This is a genomic window from Streptomyces tubbatahanensis (assembly GCF_022699385.1).
In the GTDB taxonomy this organism is placed as follows: Bacteria; Actinomycetota; Actinomycetes; order Streptomycetales; family Streptomycetaceae; genus Streptomyces; species Streptomyces diacarni.
In genome coordinates this window covers 164,291-182,626 of the sequence record NZ_CP093846.1, presented here as the reverse complement: position 1 = coordinate 182,626, position 18,336 = coordinate 164,291, and the positions used below count along the sequence as shown (strand labels likewise).

Genomic DNA, 18,336 nt, shown 5'->3' with positions numbered 1-18,336 from the left:
CCGCTCCGGCGCATCTACGCAGTTGTTGGTAGCGGTTTTGAGGAAGGTAACCCCCATGCACGACGTCGTCGTCGCGGGCGCCGGCCCGGTCGGTCTGTTCGTGGCCAACGAACTGGCGCTGTCCGGCTGTTCGGTCCTCGTACTCGAGCGGGACCAGGACCCCCACCCGCCGTTGCGGGCACTTCCGCTCGGCCTGCGGGGTCTGAACGCCGGAACCGCCGAGACGCTTCAGCGCCGGGGACTGCTGGAGGCCGTGATCGAGGCTTCCGGCGCCGACCCGCGGAAGATCGGCGCTGCCCCCGAAGCCGTCGAGGCGCCCGGCCCGCGCGAGGTGAGCCATTTCGCGGGCATGACGCTCGACGAGGCGGATGTCGACACCGCCGCCCTTCCCTGCCGATTGCCCAGCCCGGCCATGGAAGGGTTCATGACGAGCCTGGAAGCGGTCACCACGGTATTGGCCAAGCAGGCCGCAACACGCGGTGTGGAGGTCGTCCGGGACGCTCCGGTCACGGCGGTGAGCCAGGACGACGACGGGACCGTCACCACCGCTGGTGGGCGGCAGTACCGCTCGCGCTGGCTGGTGGGGTGCGACGGCGGACGCAGCGCGGTACGCCGCCTGGCGGGCTTCGACTTCGCCGGCACCGAGCCCCTGTTCACCGGCTACGTCGCCCAGGTCACCTTCGCCGACCCCGCTCAGCTGCCCCTCGGCTTCAACCTCACCGAGAACGGCATGTACCTGCGCACGCCCCTCGAAGGACACCTGGGCATGATGGACTTCGACGGCGGCACCTTCGACCGCTCCCAGCCGCTGACCCGCGGGCACCTGCAGAGGGTGCTGCGCCGCGTCTCCGGTACCGACGTGACGCTGGACGAGGTGCACCTCGCTTCCAGCTTCACCGACCGCGCCATGCAGGCGACGACCTATCGCAAGGGCCGCGTACTGCTCGCCGGCGACGCCGCGCACATCCACTCGCCCCTGGGCGGCCAGGGGCTCAACCTCGGTATCGGCGACGCCATGAACCTCGGCTGGAAGCTCGCCGCCACCGTGCGCCACACCGCACCGGACGGGCTGCTCGACACGTACACCAGCGAGCGCCATCCCGTCGGCGCCGCCGTCCTCGACTGGTCGCGGGCCCAGGTCGCGGCCATGAACCCGGGGCCCAACGCCCCCGCGCTGCGCAAGCTGGTCGGCGACCTGATGCGCACCGCGGAGGGAACCACACACGTCTACCGCAGGACGTCGGGCCTGTTCCATCGCTACGACCTGGGCGGCGGCCACCCGCTCGTCGGCCGCAGCGCCCCCGACTTCCACTTCGAGGACGGCACCCGCCTCGGCGACCTGCTGCGCGCGGGCCAGGGCGTCGCGCTCGACTTCACCGACGACCGCGCGCTGCACGGCGCGGCTCAGAAATGGAAAGGGCGAATCCACTACGCGTACGGGCCTGTGCGCAACAGCCTCGGCCTCACTGCCCTGCTCCTCCGTCCTGACGGCGTCGTGGCCTGGGCCGGTCTCCACACCCCCGAGCCCGCTGCGTTCGAACAGGTCGCCAACCAGTGGTTCGGCGCCCCGAGCAGCTAGAGCGAGCAACCGGTCTGCTCGCGCCGCGCGGTACGGCGCCGCCCGACACCGGGGCAGCGCATCCGCATCCACCCGCACAGCGGCCCGCACTGGACCCGAACGGGCTTCGGCCACCGTCACGAACTCGACAACCGGAGGAGAACGACCATGGACGACGCCATCCACCCCCCCGACGGCTGCGAAGGCCTTGCCCCCGGCGCAGACGCATGGGTGCGCAGCTGGGGCGCCTCCCCGCAGGCTCCGGACAACTCCGTCAGCGCCCTCGACGCCTTCGAGAACGCGACGCTGCGGCAGCTCGTCCGCATCAGCGGCGGCGGACAGCGCATGCGTATCCGCCTCAGCAACGAGTACGGAACCGCACCGCTGGCCATCGGCGCCGCCCGCGTCGCCCGCGCGGACTCCGACGGCGCGGTCCAGGACGACAGCATCCGCGCGATCACGTTCGGCGGCCAGTCGAGCGTCACCGTACCGGCGGGTGCTCCCGTCCTCAGCGACCCCGTCGACCTGCCGGTCGACGCGCTGGCGCGGCTGGCCCTCAGCCTCTACCTGCCCGGTCGCGTCGACACCGCCACCTGTCACGGCACCTTCCACGCCCTCGGTTGGCTCATCCCCGGTGACGCCACCGACCTCGCCTCGCCGCCCACCGACGCCACCCCCTTGCCGGCGCAGGCCGTGATCACGGCCGTCGAAGTACAACCCGACACCCCGGCCCGGGCCATCGCCGTGCTCGGCGACTCCCGCGTCGACGGGATCGGCTCGACCCCCGGCACAGACCGGCGCTGGACCGACCTGCTGGCCGAGCGCCTGCACACGCGCGGCGGCCGAACGCGGTGCGTGGTCAACCAGGGCATCGGCGGCAACCGCCTGCTCACCGACGGCATCGGCCCCGCCGCCCTCGCGCGCTTCGACCGCGACATCCTCGCCACCCCCGGCCTCGGGCACGTGGTGATCGCCGTGGGCAACGACCTCGTCTTCTCCTTCGCTCCGCACAACGAGGAGACCGCCGGGTTCCTCGCGATGTTCCCCGGCGAGCCCGTCGGCGTGGACGATGTCATCGCCGCTCACCTTCAGGCGGCAGCGCGCGCCCGTGCGCACGGTGCGAAGGTCCACGCCGCGACGATCGCCCCCTACGGCGGCTCCGACATGTACACCCCCGAGGGCGACAAGGCGCGCCAGCACATCAACGAGTGGCTCCGCACAAGCAACGCCTTCGACGGAGTACTCGACTTCGACGCCGTCTGGCGCGACCCCGCCGACCCCACCCGCATCCGCGACGACCTGCACATGGGCGACAACCTCCACGGCAACGACGCGGGCTATGCCGCGCTCGCGGAATCCATCGACCTCTCCCTCTTCGACTGAGCAGCCACGCTGGCACGCAAGCCGGAGTCCTGGGACTGGCTGCACTCAGCGTGTCTGCCCCCAAACGGGCTGACGGCTTACCAGGCCATCAAACGCATCGACATCGGTGAGGGCGACACCGTCCTGATCCACGGGGCCGCAGGCGGGGTCGGCTCGCTCGCCGTGCAGGTCGCCGCCCTCCGGGGCGCACACGTCATCGGCACCGCCGGCGAGCGCAACCACGACTACCTGTGTGAACTCGGCGTCACACCGGTCACCCACGGGGAAGGAATGGCCGATCGGGTGCGCAAGCTCGTGCCAGAGGGCGTCGACGCGACGCTCGACTTCTACGGCGGGGACACGGTGGCTCTCTCGGGACAGGTTGTGAAGGATCCCGCGCGGGTCGCCTCCGTCGCCGACATCACCGCTCCCGAACAGGGCCAGTTGGTGTGGGCACGCGCGCGAAGCTCCTGGCAGCGCACGACGTTCTTGGTCGTGTCACCACTGCCAGGAGCTTCTTCCGTCACAGAGCCGCACGACCGAAGGACGCAGCCGTCAGGTCGAAGTCGTTCCGTCTTGCCCGTCGACGAGTCCGGCCCGTCACCAGTCCTTGCAGGCGACTCCGAGGATCTGCTGGTTGTCGACACGCTTGATCGACCCGCAGCTCCTTATTCCTGCTCCGCCCCCATAAGTGGCGTTGATGGTGAACTTGTGAGCGCAGCTGTTTCCCGTGCTGCTGCCGCCGCAGATCATGGTGTGCGTCTTGGTCGGCGAGGTGGACGCGTAGTAGGTGAACTGGTACTCGGCGGGTCCCTGGGGCTCAGGGACCCCGTGGATCGTGACCGAGTCGACGTGGTAGCCGCTGCCGAAAATCACCATTTCCACGTTTCTGTCGGTAACCGCCTCGTCGGCGGACGCCGGCCCGGACGTCATGACCGTCATCGCCGCTGCTGCGGTCACGACACCCAGAATCTTCCTGACCTTCAAGATGTGACCTCCCGTTGAGTCCTGACACGCCGCGTCTCGCGGCGCGTGAGACGGCTGAAGAGTACATGGCAAATTCGGTGCGGCGAAGAGAACTCACGTGCATTACCGGCGACTTGCCGTCTCGCGTCCTGACGGCCCCTCACCTGGATATGGCGCATTACCGGGACTGGCCTCGCAATCCCCGCCCCGCGTTCTCGTGGCCCGGAAACCCTCCGTGCTCGCGAGGGAGGGGGGGTGGTCGGCCGGCTGTCCGGACGGTGGGGTTCAGCTCACTGCCTGCTTCACGAGTGCGCCGATCCTGGCTTCCGTCTCGGGCGTTACTTCGGTGAGGGCGTACCCGGCCGGCCACATGGTGCCCTCGTCCAGCTGCGCCTGGTCGCTGAATCCGAGTGTGGCGTAGCGCGCCTTGAACTTCGCGGCGCTCTGGAAGAAGCAGATGATCTTGCCGTCGAGCGCGTAGGCGGGCATTCCGTACCAGAGCTTGGGCGCGAGGGACGGGGCGGTGGAGGTGACGACGGCGTGGACGCGTTCGGCCATCACCCGGTCCGAGTCCTGCATCTCGGAGATCTTCGCGAGCACGTCCCGCAGCGCTTCGGCCGCTTTGTCCGCGCGGGAGGTGCGGCGAGCCGCCTGCTTCAACTCGCGGGCGTGGTCCTTCATCGCGGCCCGCTCCTCGGCGGTGAACTGCTCGTGCTCACTGGTGCGTGCGGTTCTGGTCATGGCAGACCTTCCCTTCAACGGATTGTGGTGCGGACGGAGTGCGGGCAGGCGGGGAGGGAGCCCCGGCGCCCGGCAGACGTCGGAGGTAACGGCACGGGCCGTGCCGATCGTGTCGGTATGGTGCGCGCCCCGCTGGGCGGTTGTCAACGGCACGGCCTGTGCCGATAGGGTGGGTGTGTGACCGATACCCCCGCCACACCGCGACGCCGAGGTGCGGCGCGCACCGAGGAACTGCTGCAGGTGACCCTCGATCTCGCTGTCGAGGTGGGTTACGCGGGTCTGAGTATCGAAGCGGTGGCCAGACGGGCCGGGGTCGGCAAGCACACGATCTACCGCCGCTGGTCGTCCATGGCGGAGCTGCTGCTCGACGCGCTCAGCCGCGCGTGGACCAGTGACCTGGACTACCGCGACACCGGTGACGTGCGTGCGGACCTGCGGGAGCAGTTCCTGCGCTCAGCCCCGGCTCTGTCCAGCCCGCCGATCGGCCCCGTATACCGCGCGGTCATCGCTGAGGCGCAGTCCGATGCCGCGCTGCGCGCGACTTTGCACGAGCGCTTTCTGGTCACTGTCGAACAGAGAACGCTCGAGAGGATCACTCTCGCGCAGCGTACTGGTGAGCTCGTCGACGGGGTGAATTTGGAGTTCGCCGCGGAGGTGCTGTGCGGCACCTTGTACTACCGTGCCCTGCTCACCAACCGTCCCATCGACGAGGCCGCGGTGGACGGGCTACTGGAGATGTTCATGGCCGCGTACGGGGCCGGCGACTGAACAGTGCGGGTTGCCGGCACGTGTGGCTACTGCGCCTCCACTGAGCTGTACTCGACCGGCTCGCAAGGCGGGGGGAGGATGGCCGAAAAGTGGTTGAACGTTCAACTGGACGGGATGCACTCTGAGTGTGGAAGCGACAGCCGCCCGACTGTCGAGCCAACACTCGGAAACAGCAACGGAGTTGATCGACATGAGCCAGACTCTCCCGCTCCGCCTGCACCACCACGCCTGGATCACCGACGACCAGGAAGTCAACCGACGCTTCTACGAGGACGTGATCGGCCTGCCCCTGGTGGCGACCTGGACCGAGCGCGAGGTGTTGTTCGGCGCCGAGCGGGTCTACAGCCACACCTTCTACGGTCTGGCCGACGGCGGGGCCCTCGCCTTCTTCCAGTTCGCCAACCCCGAGGACCAGGAGGAGTTCAAGACCGACGTCCACTTCACCCCCTGGCGGCACATCGCTTTCAAAGTCGAGCACGACACTCAGGAGGCCATGCGGAAGCGCATCGCCGCGGCCGGCTACTCGGAGGCGGACGCCTACGTCATCGACCACGGGTTCTGTGTCTCGCTGTACATCACCGACCCCAACGGGCTGATGCTGGAGTTCACCGTCGACCACCCCGACGTGGAAAAGATCGAAGCCGAACGACGTACGACGGCGCACGCCGACCTCGCCCGTTGGCTCGGTGGCGACCACACCAGCAACAACCACTGGCGCTGAGGTTCGGCGCTACGGTGCCCGGCCTGGCCTGGCCAGGCCGGGCTCGCCTTGTCGGGCCGAGCCCGACGCCGGGCGGTGCGGGCAGCCGATGCGCCGCCCGCACCGCCCGGTCGCGGTAGTGCTCTGACGCCTCCCTGCCCGGCTCGAAGGCCGGTCATGACGCCGACGAGGAAGCGGAACGGCTTCGCACCTGTTCGGGCAGCCGGTCGAGGCGCTCACGTTGGGCCGGAGTGAGGTGCAGGTCGGCTGAGGCGAGATTTTCCTCGAGGTGGTCGGTTCGGGAGGTTCCCGGAATCGGGAGAACGACCGGCGAGTGGCCGAGGAGCCAGGCGAGCGCCACCTGGGTGGGCGTGGCGTCGCTCTCGGCCGCCACGGAAGCGATCTCGGCCTGCGCGCCAGACGTTCCTGCCGCGACGGGCCGCCACGGCAGGAACGCGATACCTGCCGCCTCGCACGCGGCGAGCACGGGCTCGTGCTCGCGGTCGAGCAGGTTGTAGCGGTTCTGCACACTTGCGACGTTGACGAGCTCGCGTGCTTGCTCCAACTCGGCGACGGTGATCTCCGACAGCCCGACCCGGACGAGTTTGCCTTCGGTCTGGAGGTCCCGCAGGGTGCCGAGCTGATCGGCGAGGGGCGTCTCGGGGTCGATACGGTGCAGTTGGAGGAGTTCGATGCGCTCGACGCGGAGCCGCCGCAGGGCCTGTTCGACCTGGGCGCGCAGGACGTCAGGGCGCCCGTTCAGTTCCCACTCGCCAGAGGAGGCCGAGCGTGCGACGCCGACCTTGGTGGTGATGACGAGCTCGTCGGGATACGGGTACAGGGCCTCGGCGAGGAGTTGTTCGTTGGCGCCTCCGCCGTACAGGTAGGCGGTGTCGATCAGCGTGACGCCCAGCTCGACCGCCCGCCGGGCCACCGCGAGTGACGCCTGGCGGTCGTGGGCGGTCTCGGTCGGCAGGTGCATGGCTCCGAAGCCGAGTCGCCGTACAGGCAGATCTCCGCCGATGCGAAATGTGGTCGATGCCATTTACTGTATTCATCCCCCTCGGTCAAGAGGCCACGCTAGCACCGTAGATGGCCCTGAGACCGGCCCACCAACGAGGGCGAGCGGTGGGCGTGGTCAGAACAGGGCCGCTGAGCGGGGAGGTACCCCCTGGAGTCGGGCGACGGCGACGAGTCGGGAGAGCATGATGACCTTGGCTGTAAGCATCTTCGATCTGTTCACCTATGGGATACCGGGGGCACTGCATCTCTCGTTGCTGGTTTACGTGGTCACACGCGTGGGCTTTCTCGACCTCACGAGCCTGACTTCCGCGCCGTCGGTGCTCCAGGGGGTCGGAGTCGCTGTTGCCAGTTACCTGTTGGGACAACTGACCTATCCTCTCAGCGCTGTCCTGGACAAAGTGACCCGCGAACGAGCGGGAACACGGTCTATGGCCGGAGGTCGAGCTGGTACCACGTTCCGGATCTGCCGCCGAGGTCGGCCGGGGCGGCAGGGCCAACCGGAAGGAACCCGGCCTTGGCCAGGACTCTCTGTGATGCGGCGTTGTCGTGGGAGGTGGCCGCCCGTAGTGTGCGTAGGCCGTGCATCGCTGTCGCCACCCGGCACAGCTCCCGGACGGTCGCGGTCGCGACACCGCGGCCGGCGACCCGCTCCGCGACCCGGTAGCCGAGCCTGGCAGTGCCGTCCTCCACGTCGTACAGGTTGAACCTGCCGAGCACCGAGCCGTCCTCGGCGACGAGTGCGTAGAAGGCGCAGAGGCCGGCCTTCTGCTCGGCCAGTGCGGCGCTGTACCGGTCGGGGAACTGCTCGAAGAACGCGTCGCCGCGGTCGGAGATCGCGGCGGCGAAGTAGGTGCGGTTCGCTACCTCGAAGGCCAGGACCGCCGAGGCGTGGTCGGCGCGCAGCCGCTTCAGCTCGGGCATCTGCCCGACCCTACCCAGATCCTGCGCCGAGGCCACCCGAGTTTCCTGCGGGGCAGACACCAACCGTGCCCAAGACGGACGTCGGGCAGCGGAGGGATGAGCCTTGGGTGGTGCTCGCCGCCCCTGAGGGGAACGAGTTCTGCGTGCTGGGGGAGCGAGCCGGCGGCTGAGCCGTCCGACGTCACCGCACGTGCGGTTGCCTCCAGCAGCACACCGGCGGACCAATACCAGTCACAGTGCTGGCTACTCGCCGGCATCCCGGTCGGTTCTCTCCTGCCAGTCCTCTTCGAGGATGCTGTAGACCTCGGAGTCCCGCCAACCGTCCCGGATCAGTCCGGTATGACGATGACGTCCTTCCCACGCCATGTGGAGTTTGCCGAGCACCCGTGCCGATCCGACGTTCCGCGGGTCACAGGTGGCACAGATGCGGTGGAGCTGGAGATCCTCGAAGCCTCGGGCAAGGAGCGCCTTTCCGATCGCCGTTCCGACGCCCTGCCCCCAGACGCGGGGATGCACGACATAGGTGATCTCGCCTTGTCGGTGCTTTCGGTTCCGGATGTGGAGCTCACCCATGCCGATCACGTCGCCTTCGCATCGCGCTGCATAAGGGAACCGTCGCTGAGGTGACCGCGCCCATGCCTGGACCGCCGTCTCCACGAACGCGCGGGTCTGCTCTTCGGTGTTCGGCCCCCACACCTGGAAGCGGCAGACTTGGGCGAGGGAAGCCCAGGAGTGGACGGCTCGCCAGTCTGCGAGCTCGATCCTGCTCAGGGTCACCGCATGACGAGCCACCGACTGATCTTGCCAGACGCAGTCGCGTCGAGCTACCGGCTCAGCCGAGCTACCGCATCAGCGAAGCTACCGGGCCCGCGGCAGAGTGCGGCAGCCTCCGCGCCCACCGGGGTACGAAGCTCCTCAGTGGAGGCCTGTCGTGCTACGAGACCGTCACCCCGCCTGCTCGGGCGGACTCGGTCGTGGTGGCGCGGCGTCGTTCGGGGCTGTTCCGGACGTGGTGTGCAGGACCTCTCGGGCCTGCTCGGCGGCGCGTGTGAGGGATTCGCTGATGAAGTCGAGGAAGCGGGCGATGTTTTCCAGCCGGGCGGCGGCGGGGGTCTGGGATCCCAGGATGGTGACGCCTTGGCGCGCGACCTCGACGAGCCTGTCGTTGGAACGGGCGCTGGCGATCGTCGCCTGGTAGAAGAGTTCGTTGTCGACCACGTAACGGGCGCGGCGGCGTTCGTCGCGTTCTCGGCGGACGAGGCTCTGGCTTTCCAGGAATGTGATCGCCTTGGAGATGGACGCAGGGCTGACCTGGAGGCGCTGGGCGAGTCCGGAGGCGGTGAGGCTGCCCGTGTCCGTGGTGAACAGGCAGGTCAGCACCCGGGCCGGCATTTTGGCCAGGCCCGAGGCCATGAGGACGGTGGTGAGTGTCTCCGCGTACTCGGCCACGGCCTCGGCGTCGCGACCATGTGGCTGAGGGGATGAGTCGGCCCGTCGCGAGGCGGTGGAACTGCGCCGGTGGGCGCGGCGTTCCGTGGCGCGGTGGGCCAAGTCTGCGCGATAGGCGGCGGGACCTCCGTTACGCATCACCTCACGCGTGATCGTCGACGTCGGACGGCCGAGTCCGCGGGCGATCTGTGCGTAGGGCAGATCGTCGGCCAGCCCGAGCGCGATCTGCCGGCGTTCCTGCTGCGTGAGTCTGCCTCCCGGCATCGCGGTCTCCCTGGGTTGCTCCGTCATGGCGAGTCCTACTCCGGACCATCGGGACCTCACCGTAGCCTTCACTTTCACCTCATTGCAACAACTGGGAAGGGGGCGTTGCGTTGTACTCTCACGTGGTTGCAACGATATGGTGCCTTCTACCAGCTGAAATGACTGACCAGTGCAACGAGACAGTTGTCGACTCCTGGAAAGCACCGTAGCGTTTCGTGCATCGGAAACCACTGCCGAGTACTGGAGAGCATGATGCACACGTTCGACACGCCCGCCCCCGTCTCCGTCGTCATGGACATCCCCGCCGGAAGGGTCCAGTTCATCGCGGCCGAGCGCGCCGACACCACCGTGGAGATTCGACCCGCCGACCCGGCCAAGAGCCGCGACGTCCAGACCGCCGAGCAGGCCACCGTCGCCTACACCGACGGCGTCCTGCACGTCGAGGCCACTGAGACCCGCAGCCGGCTTACCGGGACCTCCGGTTCCCTGGAGGTCACCGTGCAACTTCCGGTCGGTTCCCGCGTCGAGGCGAAGGCTGCCAGCTGCGAGGTGCGCGGCGTCGGCCGCCTGGGCGAGGTCGTTTGCGAGGGCGCGTACCGCCGCATCAAGATCGACGAAGCCTCGAGTGTCCACCTCACCGCGGTCGACGGCGACGTCGAGATCGGTCGGCTGGGCGGCCCCGCGGAGATCAGCACCGCGCGAGGCGACATCACGATCGGCGAAGCTACGGGCGGCACCGTCGTCCTGCGCACCCGGTCCGGCAACATCTCGCTCACGGCCGCCGCTGGTGTCTCGGCTGCCCTGGTCGCCGACACCGGGCATGGCCGTATCAGCAACGCGCTCAAGAACGACGGCACCACGGCGCTCGACGTCCGCGCCACCACCGCCCACGGGGACATCAGCACCCGCAGCCTTTGACCCGCAGCCTGGAAAGAGCGGAAGGGGACTGGCCGACCGGACGTGGGCGACCGCGCTTCTCGCCGTGGGCCGTGGGCCGTGGGCCGTGGGCCGGTGGTCGATGACCGAGGGGCGAGGCCGACCTTCGTCGGCGAGCCGATGGCCCGTCCCCTCGAAGCTCTGCCCCCACTCCATGGGCTGAGCCCGAGCACGCCGAACAAGATGCTGCACGCGACAACAAGAAGCATTACGCGACCGAGGAGACAGACCCATGAAGAGCAACAGCACCGCCGCACAGTGGACCGGCATGGTGCCGGTCGACGACACGGCCCTGGCCGTCACCGACAGCGGCGGCGACGGGATCCCCGTGCTGTACCTCAACGGCCAGTTCGCCACCCAGGGGTACTGGCGGCGGGTCATCACCGACCTGGGACCGACGTGGCGGCACATCACCTTCGACGAGCGGGCCCGCGGCAAGAAGTCGAGGTGCTCGGCCGACTACTCCTTCGAGGCAGCCGTCCGCGATGTCGACGCCGTGCTGGCGGCGCGGGGCGTGGACCGGGCGTTGCTGGTGGGCTGGTCCTACGGAGCGGTTGTCGCAGCGCACTGGGCCCACCGTCATCCGGCTCGCGCCCTGGGCACGGTCCTGGTCGACGGCGCGTTCCCGTACGACTGGCTCGACGAGGCCATGGAGCAGAGGATTCGGAAGCTGTTCCGGCGGACGAGCTGGTTCATGCCGCTGCTGCGCCCGACGGGCCTGACCCCGCGGATGTCCGCCGAGGAACAGGCGGACAGCAACATCGAGCTCGGCAGACTCTCCCGCGAGCAGGAGCTGGGGCCCGTGCTCAACGGCATCTCCGTCCCGGTGCGGTATGTGGTCGCTTCCGGCACGTCCTTCGGGAGCCGAGGCGACGAGCAGGAGCGGATACGTGCCGGCCTGGACGCGGTGACCGTCGCCAACGCACACATCCGCGTCCACGCGAAGGTGGACAGCAACCACGGTGCGCTGCTGAAGAAGGACTACCAGGCGATCACCGGCGCCGTACGCGAGGTCGGCACTCTCGCTCCCGGAGGCGCTGCGGAGGGCCCGGTGCGCTGAGGGCCAGTCCGGACAGCGGCGACCACCGACGACCACTCGTTTCGCAGCAGAGCGAAGGCGTGCGCGGCACGGGCGAACATTCCGTACCTGGCGCTGAGCAGGGTCACACCGTTCAGGACCGCGAAGCCCGCGTACCTGACAGCTTCCTCTTCCGAGCTCGTGAGAGCGACGGTGCGCGGAGCGGGTGTGCGAGGCCCCGTGTGCGGGGCCTGTTGCGTCAGGTGTCGCGGGTGTGGGCCCGGCCGCGGTCGCGCACCGGCCCGCTCGCATGGGAGTCGTCGAGGACGTGCCGCAGGACCTTGGTCGACCGGAGCTCATCGGCATCTCGCCACCGGTGTCGGCAGGAGACGCACTGCCAGTGCGGATCGTCCCGCCGTACTTCGCAGCCTTCGCGCGCAGCTGCCACCAATCCCAGCTCCTGGGCACGCAGCGTCGCCGTCCCGGGGAGGTGCAGCCCACCGACCACCGGAACCGGCGTTCCGTCACACCGTGGGCACGGCGGTGGTGGGGGAGGCGGAGGAGAAGCAGGAAGCGTCCGATGCGGCAGTGCGAACACGTAGCCCCGCTGCGCCCCGCACCCCTGGCAGACGCCGCCGAAGCGGACGACGAGCCGGTCGCCGTCCTCGCTGAGCGCGTTGTTCCACAAGCAGCGCAACCCCCCGCACGCACAGGGTCGGTGAGCGACATCGGTGAGTGCCTCGATGCCGGAGACATGACCCTCCTCGACCGGAGGCCCCGTCACATCTTCGGCGCCGTCGGCAGGGGAGGGGGTGGCGCCCGTCCCCCCGCACTCGACACACCGGCCCGGACCCGAGTTGCCCGCGGCGCACCAGCACCGCCCCCAACTCGTGCCGCTGTCACTGCGACCGGTGCCCTCACAGTCCATGCATATGCCCCAACCGTGGCAGTCGTCGCACAGCACCCCGTCGAGCGTGCTGGTGGTGAAGAGCGGCTGGTGCAGTGCGCGACCGGTGAATTCGACCGGCGTCCACCCTGTGAACGTCAGGATGCCCGGTCCGGCACCCTCGTGGATCCGGACTTCGCAACCCGCGCGCCGCGCCGTCGACAGGCGTCCCCGCGCGAGGTCCCCGCCCCCTGGGCCTGCCGTCCCTCCTGAACTTGCCGCCCACCATGATCCTGCCGCCCATCCGGCCTTCGCGAAGGCGTGCGAGACGTCGTCCAGGTCGGGGGACGCCGGGCGTGCGTCCCCACCGACGGCGACCAGGAGCACATGACGTCGGCCGACGGGCCGGGGCTCCTGAAGCCGCACCGAGTCGCACCACGTACGGACCACCACCGGCCGTCGGTCCGGGTACAGGGTCGAGGCGATGTCCCAGAGCTCCTGCCGCAACCACGCCGCACCACCCTCTGTCACAGGATCTGCGCCCACGGTCTGTCGCCGCCTTTCTCCTGGGCCCGCCGAGTCGATTCTCCGGCCATCTCGTACACCGCCCTGCCCACGGGTGGCGCGTATGCGCGGGTTACGGGGGGGGAGGGGGCGGAGGGGCGTGGTGTGTGGTGCCGCGTCGGTCATCGGGCCATCCCTCGTCCGCCTCAGTCCGTCTGCCACCGGTCGACGGTCCTCGCAGGTGTTCCTACTCGCCGTTCGCGAGCTGGTCACAGCTGCACCAGACGGCATCACAGGGCTGACCGACCTCGCTGCCGTAGGGCGCGAGCCCTCGCATGAGCGTGAGAACCTCCTCTTGTTCCTCGTCGCCCAGCGGGGCCCGGGTGCCGGTATCGAGGTCCCAGCCGCGGGCCCGGCCCGCCGGATCGTCCAGGTCGCCGACGGGTACGCCGCCGATGAACAGCGTGAACAGCGGATGGTCGGGGAAGTCGTTGAGCCGCAACACCCACCAGGTGCGGTCGACCCGCGCGGCGTAGACGAACACGGGGGAACCGGTGCGTCGCCATACGACGGAGCGTGCCAGGACGTCCAAGCGCTCATCCACGTTCACAGCATGTGCCGTGCGTTGAGCGCATGGCAAGAACCTGCCCTTCGCTGGGTGCAGCCCGCTGAGGATCCGTTTCAACCCGGGCTCGTCGGCTGAGGCTGCCGGCCGATCGAGACAGCCTCTCCCGGCCTTCGGACGGTGGCGGGAACGGCGTGCGCGGGTGCCTCAGCAGGCGGGGCGACCGGACTCCAGGTCGCCCCGCCTGCTCCTGGGGCCCCGCGTGGGCGTTGCGGGGCCTCAGTTCTCGGACGACCTGGGTTTCGTCAGGTCGTAGAACGTGGCACCGTCCACCGTGACCTCGGTGAAATTCTTCGCCACCCACGAACTGATCGCGGAGGCGGTGCCCTGGCTGCCGCCGGGGCCCATGCCGCCGGACAGGAAGTAGTGGATCTTTCCTTCCTTCACGTACCGCTTGAACTGCGTCGGCGTGGGTGACGGGTCGCTGCCGTTGAAGCCGCCGATGGCCATGACGGGAGACTCGGTGGCGAGTTGGTAGCTCGCGGCGTTCTGCGAGCCGACCGCTGCCGCAACCCAGACGTAGTCAGAGGCGTTCTTCCGCAGCATGGCCCCGGCCTTGGACGACACGTCGCTGCCGTTGAGCAGCCCGCCCATGCCGCCGCCACCCCTTGCGCCGGGCCCGCCACGGCCGTTGCTCGTCCCGTTCTTCCGGCCCTCTTGAGCCTGCTGGCCCCGTTGGCCCTGCTGACTCTTCTGGCCCTGCGCGTTCCGACCGCCCTGCGCCTTGCCGCCGGCAGGTGGGAAGCCGCCGTTGCCCTGGCCTTGCGGACCTCCCGGCGTACCCTGCCCACCGCCCGTACCGCCGCCATCGCCGCCTCCGGGCATCCCTTGGGCGCTGCCGGGGCCGCCCTGCTGGTTGTGGTCCCGGTTGCTGTTCTGGCCGTCCGGCATCCCGGGCGGTGCGCCGCCCGGACCGCCGCCGCCCGGACCTCCCATCCCGCCGCGGACGGACGGGCCCGCGGTGACGATGGAGCCGGCCTTCGGCGTGCCCACGGTGTTGAGTGTGTACGCCACCGGCCCGGCCACCGCGGCCAGCAGACCGGCGGCCGCCACAGCCGCTCCGAGCCGACGCGGCAGCACCCGCTGGGCGAGCAGGCCGAGCGCGGCGAGAACGCCCACGACCAGAACCGCCCAGCGCAGCCAGGGGAACCAGTCAGGGGTCCGACCGAGGAGCACGTACGCCCACACGGCCGTCGCGGCCACCGCCCCCGCGAGCACCCCCGCGCACCACATCGTGGCCCGTTCCCGCCACAACAGCACACCGCCGAGGGCGACGGTCGCGGCGATGTAGGGCGCCAGCGCGATGTTGTAGTACTGATGGAAGATGCCGGACATGAAGCTGAAGATCACGAATGTGATCGCCAGCGATCCGCCCCACAGCAGGAACGACGAGCGCAGTCCGTCCGTACGAGCGGCCTTGCGGGTGAGGATCAGACCGCCGATCAGCAGCAGTAGCGCGGCCGGCAGCAGCCATGCGATCTGGCCTCCCATGTCGCTGCTGAACAGCCTGCCGAGGCCGGTCTCGCCCCAGCCTCCGCCACCGCCGCCCGGGCCGCCTCCGCCACCCGGGCCCCCTCCGGGCCCGCCGCCCGGTCCACCGCCCTGGCCGCCCGGAGCGCCGCCTCCGACGCTGCCGGCCTCGTTGCCCGTGAGACGTCCGAACCCGTTGTAGCCGAAGGTCAGTTCCAGGAAGCTGTTCGTCTGCGAACCACCGACGTACGGGCGGGAAGAGGCGGGCCACAGCTCGACGAGCGCCACCCACCAGCCGGCCGTCACCACCATCGTGAGGCCGCCGAGCAGCAGCTGGCTGATCCGCCGGCGTACCGGTGTCGGCGCACACGTCAGGTACACCAGTGCGGCGATCGGCAGGATCAACCACGCTTGCAGCGTCTTGACGAGGAACGCGAACCCGAAACAGGCGCCCGCGAGCACGAGCCACTTGGTCCGCACGTCCTCGAGCGCCCGCTCGACGCAGTACAGCGCACAGACCATCAGCAAGCACAGCAGCGCGTCCGGATTGTTGAAGCGGAACATCAGGGCCGCTACCGGTGTGACCGCGAGCAACGCCCCGGCGAGCAGCGCGGCGGCTGGACCGACTCGGCGCCGTACAGCGGCGAACAGCACGCCTACCGTAGCGATGCCCATGAGCGCCTCAGGCACCAGGATCTGCCACGAGCCGAGGCCGAAGAGCCGCACCGACGCAGCCATCGGCCACAGCGCGGCCGGGGGCTTGTCGACGGTGATGGCGTTGCCCGCGTCGAGCGCACCGAACAGGAACGCCTTCCAGCTGGCGCTGTCGGCCTGTGCCGCCGCGGAGTAGAAGGAGTTCGCGTACCCGGACGAACCGAGACTCCACAGGTACAGCACTGCGGTGCAAAGGAGCAGTGCCCAGAACGCGGGACGCTCCCAGCGCGGCCGTGCTGCCTGCCGCGCGCGCATACGGGCGCGCAGCCCGGATGAGTCACCGGGCTGCGCGCCGGCCGAGCCCGGGTGGGCGAGGGTGGTCATGATGCGGTGGTCCGTTCGGCGTCGTAGGGAAGTGCCGCGTCGGCTGGGCCGTCCCCGGGCCGGCCGTCGGCTGGTCGTTCGTCGTCGGGACGACCCTCGTCGGGTCGTACCTCGTCGGGATGGTCGTCATCTGGCCTGCGGTCCTCGGGCCGGTCGTCGCAGTCGGAGAAGACCCAGGAGCGGAAGAGCACGAAGCGCAGCACCGTCGCCGCCAGGTTGGCGACGATCAGGACTGCGGCCTCCGTGCTGCGACCGGCCTGCGGGTCGGCGAAGTCGAGCGCGGCCAGCGAACCGCTGGTGAGCACCAGCCCGATGCCGAACACCAGCAGACCCTGGGCATGGTGCCGGACGGTGCGGGCACGGCCCCGGACACCGAAGGTCAGCCGCCGGTTGGCTGCCGTGTTGGCGACCGCGGACAGCAGCAGCGCCAGCCCGTTGGCGACCTGGACACCGGCCACCTGCCGCAGCAGCACGAACAGCAGGAGATTCAGCAGCGTGCTGAACGCGCCGACGGCGCAGAACCCGATGAGCTGTCCCGGGAGTCTGCCCGGCACACCGCTCACGGCCCGGTCCCTGGGGTCGTCGCCGAACGGACGGCGCAGCCGGTCCAGCGGCAGCGCGCCGTTGGCCAGTGCGCGACCGACACGCCACACCCCTTTCAGATCGTCGACGGCGGTGCGGACGAGGTCGACGCGGCTGTCCGGGTCGTCGATCCAGTCGACGGGAACCTCGTGGATGCGCAGTCCCGCCCGCTCGGCGAGCACCAGCACTTCGGTGTCGAAGAACCAGCCGGTGTCCTCGACGAGTGGCAGCAGCAGATCGGCGACATCTCCGCGGATCGCCTTGAAACCGCACTGCGCGTCGCTGAAGCGGGCGGCCAGAGACCTGCGGAGGATGAGGTTGTAGGAACGGGAGACGACCTCCCGTTTGACGCCGCGTACCACGCGTGAGCTGCCCGCGAGGCGGGTTCCGATAGCGAGGTCCGAGTGTCCGGAGATCAGTGGGGCGACGAGCGGCAGCAGCGCGTTGAGGTCGGTCGACAGGTCCACATCCATGTACGCGCGCACCGGCGCCCTGGAGGCACCCCACACGTGGCGCAGCGCGCGGCCGCGGCCCTTCTGTTCCAGCCGCACGACGCCGACCTCGGCATACTCGTCGGCGAGCCGGCCGGCGACGAGCGGTGTCCGGTCGGTGCTCGCGTTGTCGGCGATCGTGATGCGGAACCCGTACGGGAAGGTGTCGCGCAGGAAGGTGTGCAGGCGGCGGACGCACGGCTCCAGGTCGGCTTCCTCGTTGTAGACCGGGACGACGACGTCCAGCACGGTTCGCGTGGTGCGGCCGGCGTGCGTGTGCGCGACGGTCAGGTGGCGGCGAGCCGGCAGAGTCGTCGGGAGGTCCAGAGGGCGGACGCTGCGATGTCGGCCGCCTTCCCCGGGCAGCGCCCCGGTGCCGCTGGTGGTCTTGGTTGGCATGGTTGCGACGCTCGCGAACCGCCCTGTACCTGGCCTGTGGCCCACCTGTGTCCCGGCTGTGAATCCGAGGAGCGCTGCCTGCCTGAGCGACGTGACCCGGTCCGGAGCCCGATTTCTCAGTACACCAAGTCCGCACGCGTCCGGGCAGCCTCACGTACCCGAGCAGCCTCACGTACCCGGGCAGTCTCATGTGCCCGGGCAGCCTCGCGCGACCGGGCAGTCTCACGTGCCCGGGCAGCCTCGCGCGACCGCGCACGGGTCGGTGTGGATCGATACAGGGCCATGGCTCATGCGTCGTCGTGTCCGCCGAGGCTGGTTTGCTTCGGTGCGTTGTGGTCACCCGCCGCTGTGCAACCGGACGTCGACGCGAGGAAAGCGAGTTGAGAACGGTGGCTGCCAACGAGAAGGCGCGCGCGAAGGCCGAACAGGCGGCGGGCAAGGCGATGCGCGCCGCGGGGCGTGCGACCGGCAACAAGAAGATGCAGGCCAAGGGCCACGCCGCACAGGCGCAGGGCCAGGCCCGGGAGGCCCGCGACGAGACCACGGACCGCTTCCGCCGCTGAAAACTCCTCCTTCCGGCAGGAGGTCGCGTGCCGCGGGGCAGGACCCGCGTTCGAACGGGTCCTGCCCCGCGG

At 69.7% G+C, this 18,336-nt stretch carries 16 protein-coding genes and 1 pseudogene; 8 read left to right on the top strand and 9 right to left on the bottom strand.

The features are described 5' to 3' along the window. Positions 1 to 55: 55 nt before the first annotated feature. The 3 genes and pseudogenes from MMF93_RS00715 to MMF93_RS33615 all read left to right on the top strand — a co-directional run. Positions 56 to 1,579: an FAD-dependent oxidoreductase gene (locus MMF93_RS00715; protein WP_242748537.1), complete on the top strand. Its 1,524-nt coding sequence runs from the start codon at positions 56 to 58 to the stop codon at positions 1,577 to 1,579. 147 nt (positions 1,580 to 1,726) lie between these two features. Continuing rightward, positions 1,727 to 2,941 (top strand): GDSL-type esterase/lipase family protein, encoded by a 1,215-nt coding sequence (locus tag MMF93_RS00710; protein ID WP_242748535.1) that lies wholly within the window; start codon positions 1,727 to 1,729, stop codon positions 2,939 to 2,941. Between the two features lie 162 nt (positions 2,942 to 3,103). Beyond that, positions 3,104 to 3,280, top strand: a pseudogene (locus tag MMF93_RS33615) (NADP-dependent oxidoreductase); the annotation flags it as partial. 240 nt (positions 3,281 to 3,520) lie between these two features. On the opposite strand, the gene MMF93_RS00700 reads toward MMF93_RS33615, so the two are convergent. Next, complete coding sequence (locus MMF93_RS00700) at positions 3,521 to 3,805, bottom strand: hypothetical protein (protein ID WP_242757890.1); 285 nt, start codon at positions 3,803 to 3,805, stop codon at positions 3,521 to 3,523. A 366-nt stretch (positions 3,806 to 4,171) separates the two neighbouring features. Continuing rightward, positions 4,172 to 4,627 carry an iron chaperone gene (locus tag MMF93_RS00695; protein ID WP_242748533.1) on the bottom strand — a complete coding sequence of 152 codons (456 nt, stop codon included), beginning with the start codon at positions 4,625 to 4,627 and terminating at the stop codon, positions 4,172 to 4,174. A 177-nt stretch (positions 4,628 to 4,804) separates the two neighbouring features. On the opposite strand from MMF93_RS00695, the gene MMF93_RS00690 reads away from it, so the two are divergent. Next, positions 4,805 to 5,395 carry a TetR/AcrR family transcriptional regulator gene (locus MMF93_RS00690; protein ID WP_242748531.1) on the top strand — a complete coding sequence of 197 codons (591 nt, stop codon included), beginning with the start codon at positions 4,805 to 4,807 and terminating at the stop codon, positions 5,393 to 5,395. A 190-nt stretch (positions 5,396 to 5,585) separates the two neighbouring features. Further along, on the top strand, positions 5,586 to 6,116 hold the full coding sequence (locus MMF93_RS00685; protein WP_242748529.1) for a VOC family protein: 531 nt from the start codon (positions 5,586 to 5,588) through the stop codon (positions 6,114 to 6,116). 154 nt (positions 6,117 to 6,270) lie between these two features. On the opposite strand, the gene MMF93_RS00680 is transcribed toward MMF93_RS00685, so the two are convergent. From MMF93_RS00680 to MMF93_RS33305, 4 genes are all read right to left on the bottom strand, one after another. Beyond that, positions 6,271 to 7,140 carry an aldo/keto reductase gene (locus tag MMF93_RS00680; RefSeq protein WP_242748527.1) on the bottom strand — a complete coding sequence of 290 codons (870 nt, stop codon included), beginning with the start codon at positions 7,138 to 7,140 and terminating at the stop codon, positions 6,271 to 6,273. A 404-nt stretch (positions 7,141 to 7,544) separates the two neighbouring features. Then, entirely contained in the window at positions 7,545 to 8,039 is a 495-nt protein-coding gene (locus tag MMF93_RS00675) for a GNAT family N-acetyltransferase (RefSeq protein ID WP_242748526.1), read from the bottom strand. Positions 8,040 to 8,282: 243 nt separating this feature from the next. Beyond that, entirely contained in the window at positions 8,283 to 8,831 is a 549-nt protein-coding gene (locus tag MMF93_RS00670; protein WP_242748525.1) for a GNAT family N-acetyltransferase, read from the bottom strand. Positions 8,832 to 8,984: 153 nt separating this feature from the next. Further along, positions 8,985 to 9,752 carry a helix-turn-helix domain-containing protein gene (locus tag MMF93_RS33305; RefSeq protein ID WP_274709529.1) on the bottom strand — a complete coding sequence of 256 codons (768 nt, stop codon included), beginning with the start codon at positions 9,750 to 9,752 and terminating at the stop codon, positions 8,985 to 8,987. 252 nt (positions 9,753 to 10,004) lie between these two features. Between MMF93_RS33305 and MMF93_RS00650 the strand changes: the two genes are divergently transcribed. Then, positions 10,005 to 10,670, top strand: a complete 666-nt coding sequence (locus MMF93_RS00650) for a DUF4097 family beta strand repeat-containing protein (RefSeq protein WP_242748524.1) — start codon at positions 10,005 to 10,007, stop codon at positions 10,668 to 10,670. Positions 10,671 to 10,920: 250 nt separating this feature from the next. Further along, positions 10,921 to 11,748, top strand: coding sequence for an alpha/beta fold hydrolase (locus MMF93_RS00645; protein WP_242748523.1), 828 nt, complete (start codon positions 10,921 to 10,923; stop codon positions 11,746 to 11,748). 1,595 nt (positions 11,749 to 13,343) lie between these two features. Here the strand turns inward: MMF93_RS00645 and MMF93_RS00635 are convergent. From MMF93_RS00635 to MMF93_RS00625, 3 genes are all read right to left on the bottom strand, one after another. Then, positions 13,344 to 13,700 carry a hypothetical protein gene (locus tag MMF93_RS00635; protein WP_242748522.1) on the bottom strand — a complete coding sequence of 119 codons (357 nt, stop codon included), beginning with the start codon at positions 13,698 to 13,700 and terminating at the stop codon, positions 13,344 to 13,346. Positions 13,701 to 13,940: 240 nt separating this feature from the next. Next, positions 13,941 to 16,229 (bottom strand): ArnT family glycosyltransferase, encoded by a 2,289-nt coding sequence (locus tag MMF93_RS00630; RefSeq protein ID WP_423835329.1) that lies wholly within the window; start codon positions 16,227 to 16,229, stop codon positions 13,941 to 13,943. Then, positions 16,226 to 17,701 (bottom strand): bifunctional glycosyltransferase family 2/GtrA family protein, encoded by a 1,476-nt coding sequence (locus MMF93_RS00625; protein WP_242748521.1) that lies wholly within the window; start codon positions 17,699 to 17,701, stop codon positions 16,226 to 16,228. The genes MMF93_RS00630 and MMF93_RS00625 overlap by 4 nt, the downstream gene beginning before the upstream one ends. A 389-nt stretch (positions 17,702 to 18,090) precedes the next feature. Between MMF93_RS00625 and MMF93_RS00620 the strand changes: the two genes are divergently transcribed. After that, entirely contained in the window at positions 18,091 to 18,264 is a 174-nt protein-coding gene (locus MMF93_RS00620) for a CsbD family protein (protein WP_114025222.1), read from the top strand. The last annotated feature ends 72 nt before the right edge of the window (positions 18,265 to 18,336 follow it).

Excerpts from the sequence above, each read along its gene's own strand:
- MMF93_RS00625 (WP_242748521.1), bottom strand. The coding sequence starts at position 17,701 with ATGCCAACCAAGACCACCAGCGGCACCGGGGCGCTGCCCGGGGAAGGC.
- MMF93_RS00680 (WP_242748527.1), bottom strand. The coding sequence starts at position 7,140 with ATGGCATCGACCACATTTCGCATCGGCGGAGATCTGCCTGTACGGCGA.
- MMF93_RS00645 (WP_242748523.1), top strand. The coding sequence starts at position 10,921 with ATGAAGAGCAACAGCACCGCCGCACAGTGGACCGGCATGGTGCCGGTC.
- MMF93_RS00710 (WP_242748535.1), top strand. The coding sequence starts at position 1,727 with ATGGACGACGCCATCCACCCCCCCGACGGCTGCGAAGGCCTTGCCCCC.
- MMF93_RS00650 (WP_242748524.1), top strand. The coding sequence starts at position 10,005 with ATGCACACGTTCGACACGCCCGCCCCCGTCTCCGTCGTCATGGACATC.
- MMF93_RS00675 (WP_242748526.1), bottom strand. The coding sequence starts at position 8,039 with ATGCCCGAGCTGAAGCGGCTGCGCGCCGACCACGCCTCGGCGGTCCTG.
- MMF93_RS00685 (WP_242748529.1), top strand. The coding sequence starts at position 5,586 with ATGAGCCAGACTCTCCCGCTCCGCCTGCACCACCACGCCTGGATCACC.
- MMF93_RS00630 (WP_423835329.1), bottom strand. The coding sequence starts at position 16,229 with ATGACCACCCTCGCCCACCCGGGCTCGGCCGGCGCGCAGCCCGGTGAC.
- MMF93_RS00695 (WP_242748533.1), bottom strand. The coding sequence starts at position 4,627 with ATGACCAGAACCGCACGCACCAGTGAGCACGAGCAGTTCACCGCCGAG.
- MMF93_RS00715 (WP_242748537.1), top strand. The coding sequence starts at position 56 with ATGCACGACGTCGTCGTCGCGGGCGCCGGCCCGGTCGGTCTGTTCGTG.
- MMF93_RS33305 (WP_274709529.1), bottom strand. The coding sequence starts at position 9,752 with ATGCCGGGAGGCAGACTCACGCAGCAGGAACGCCGGCAGATCGCGCTC.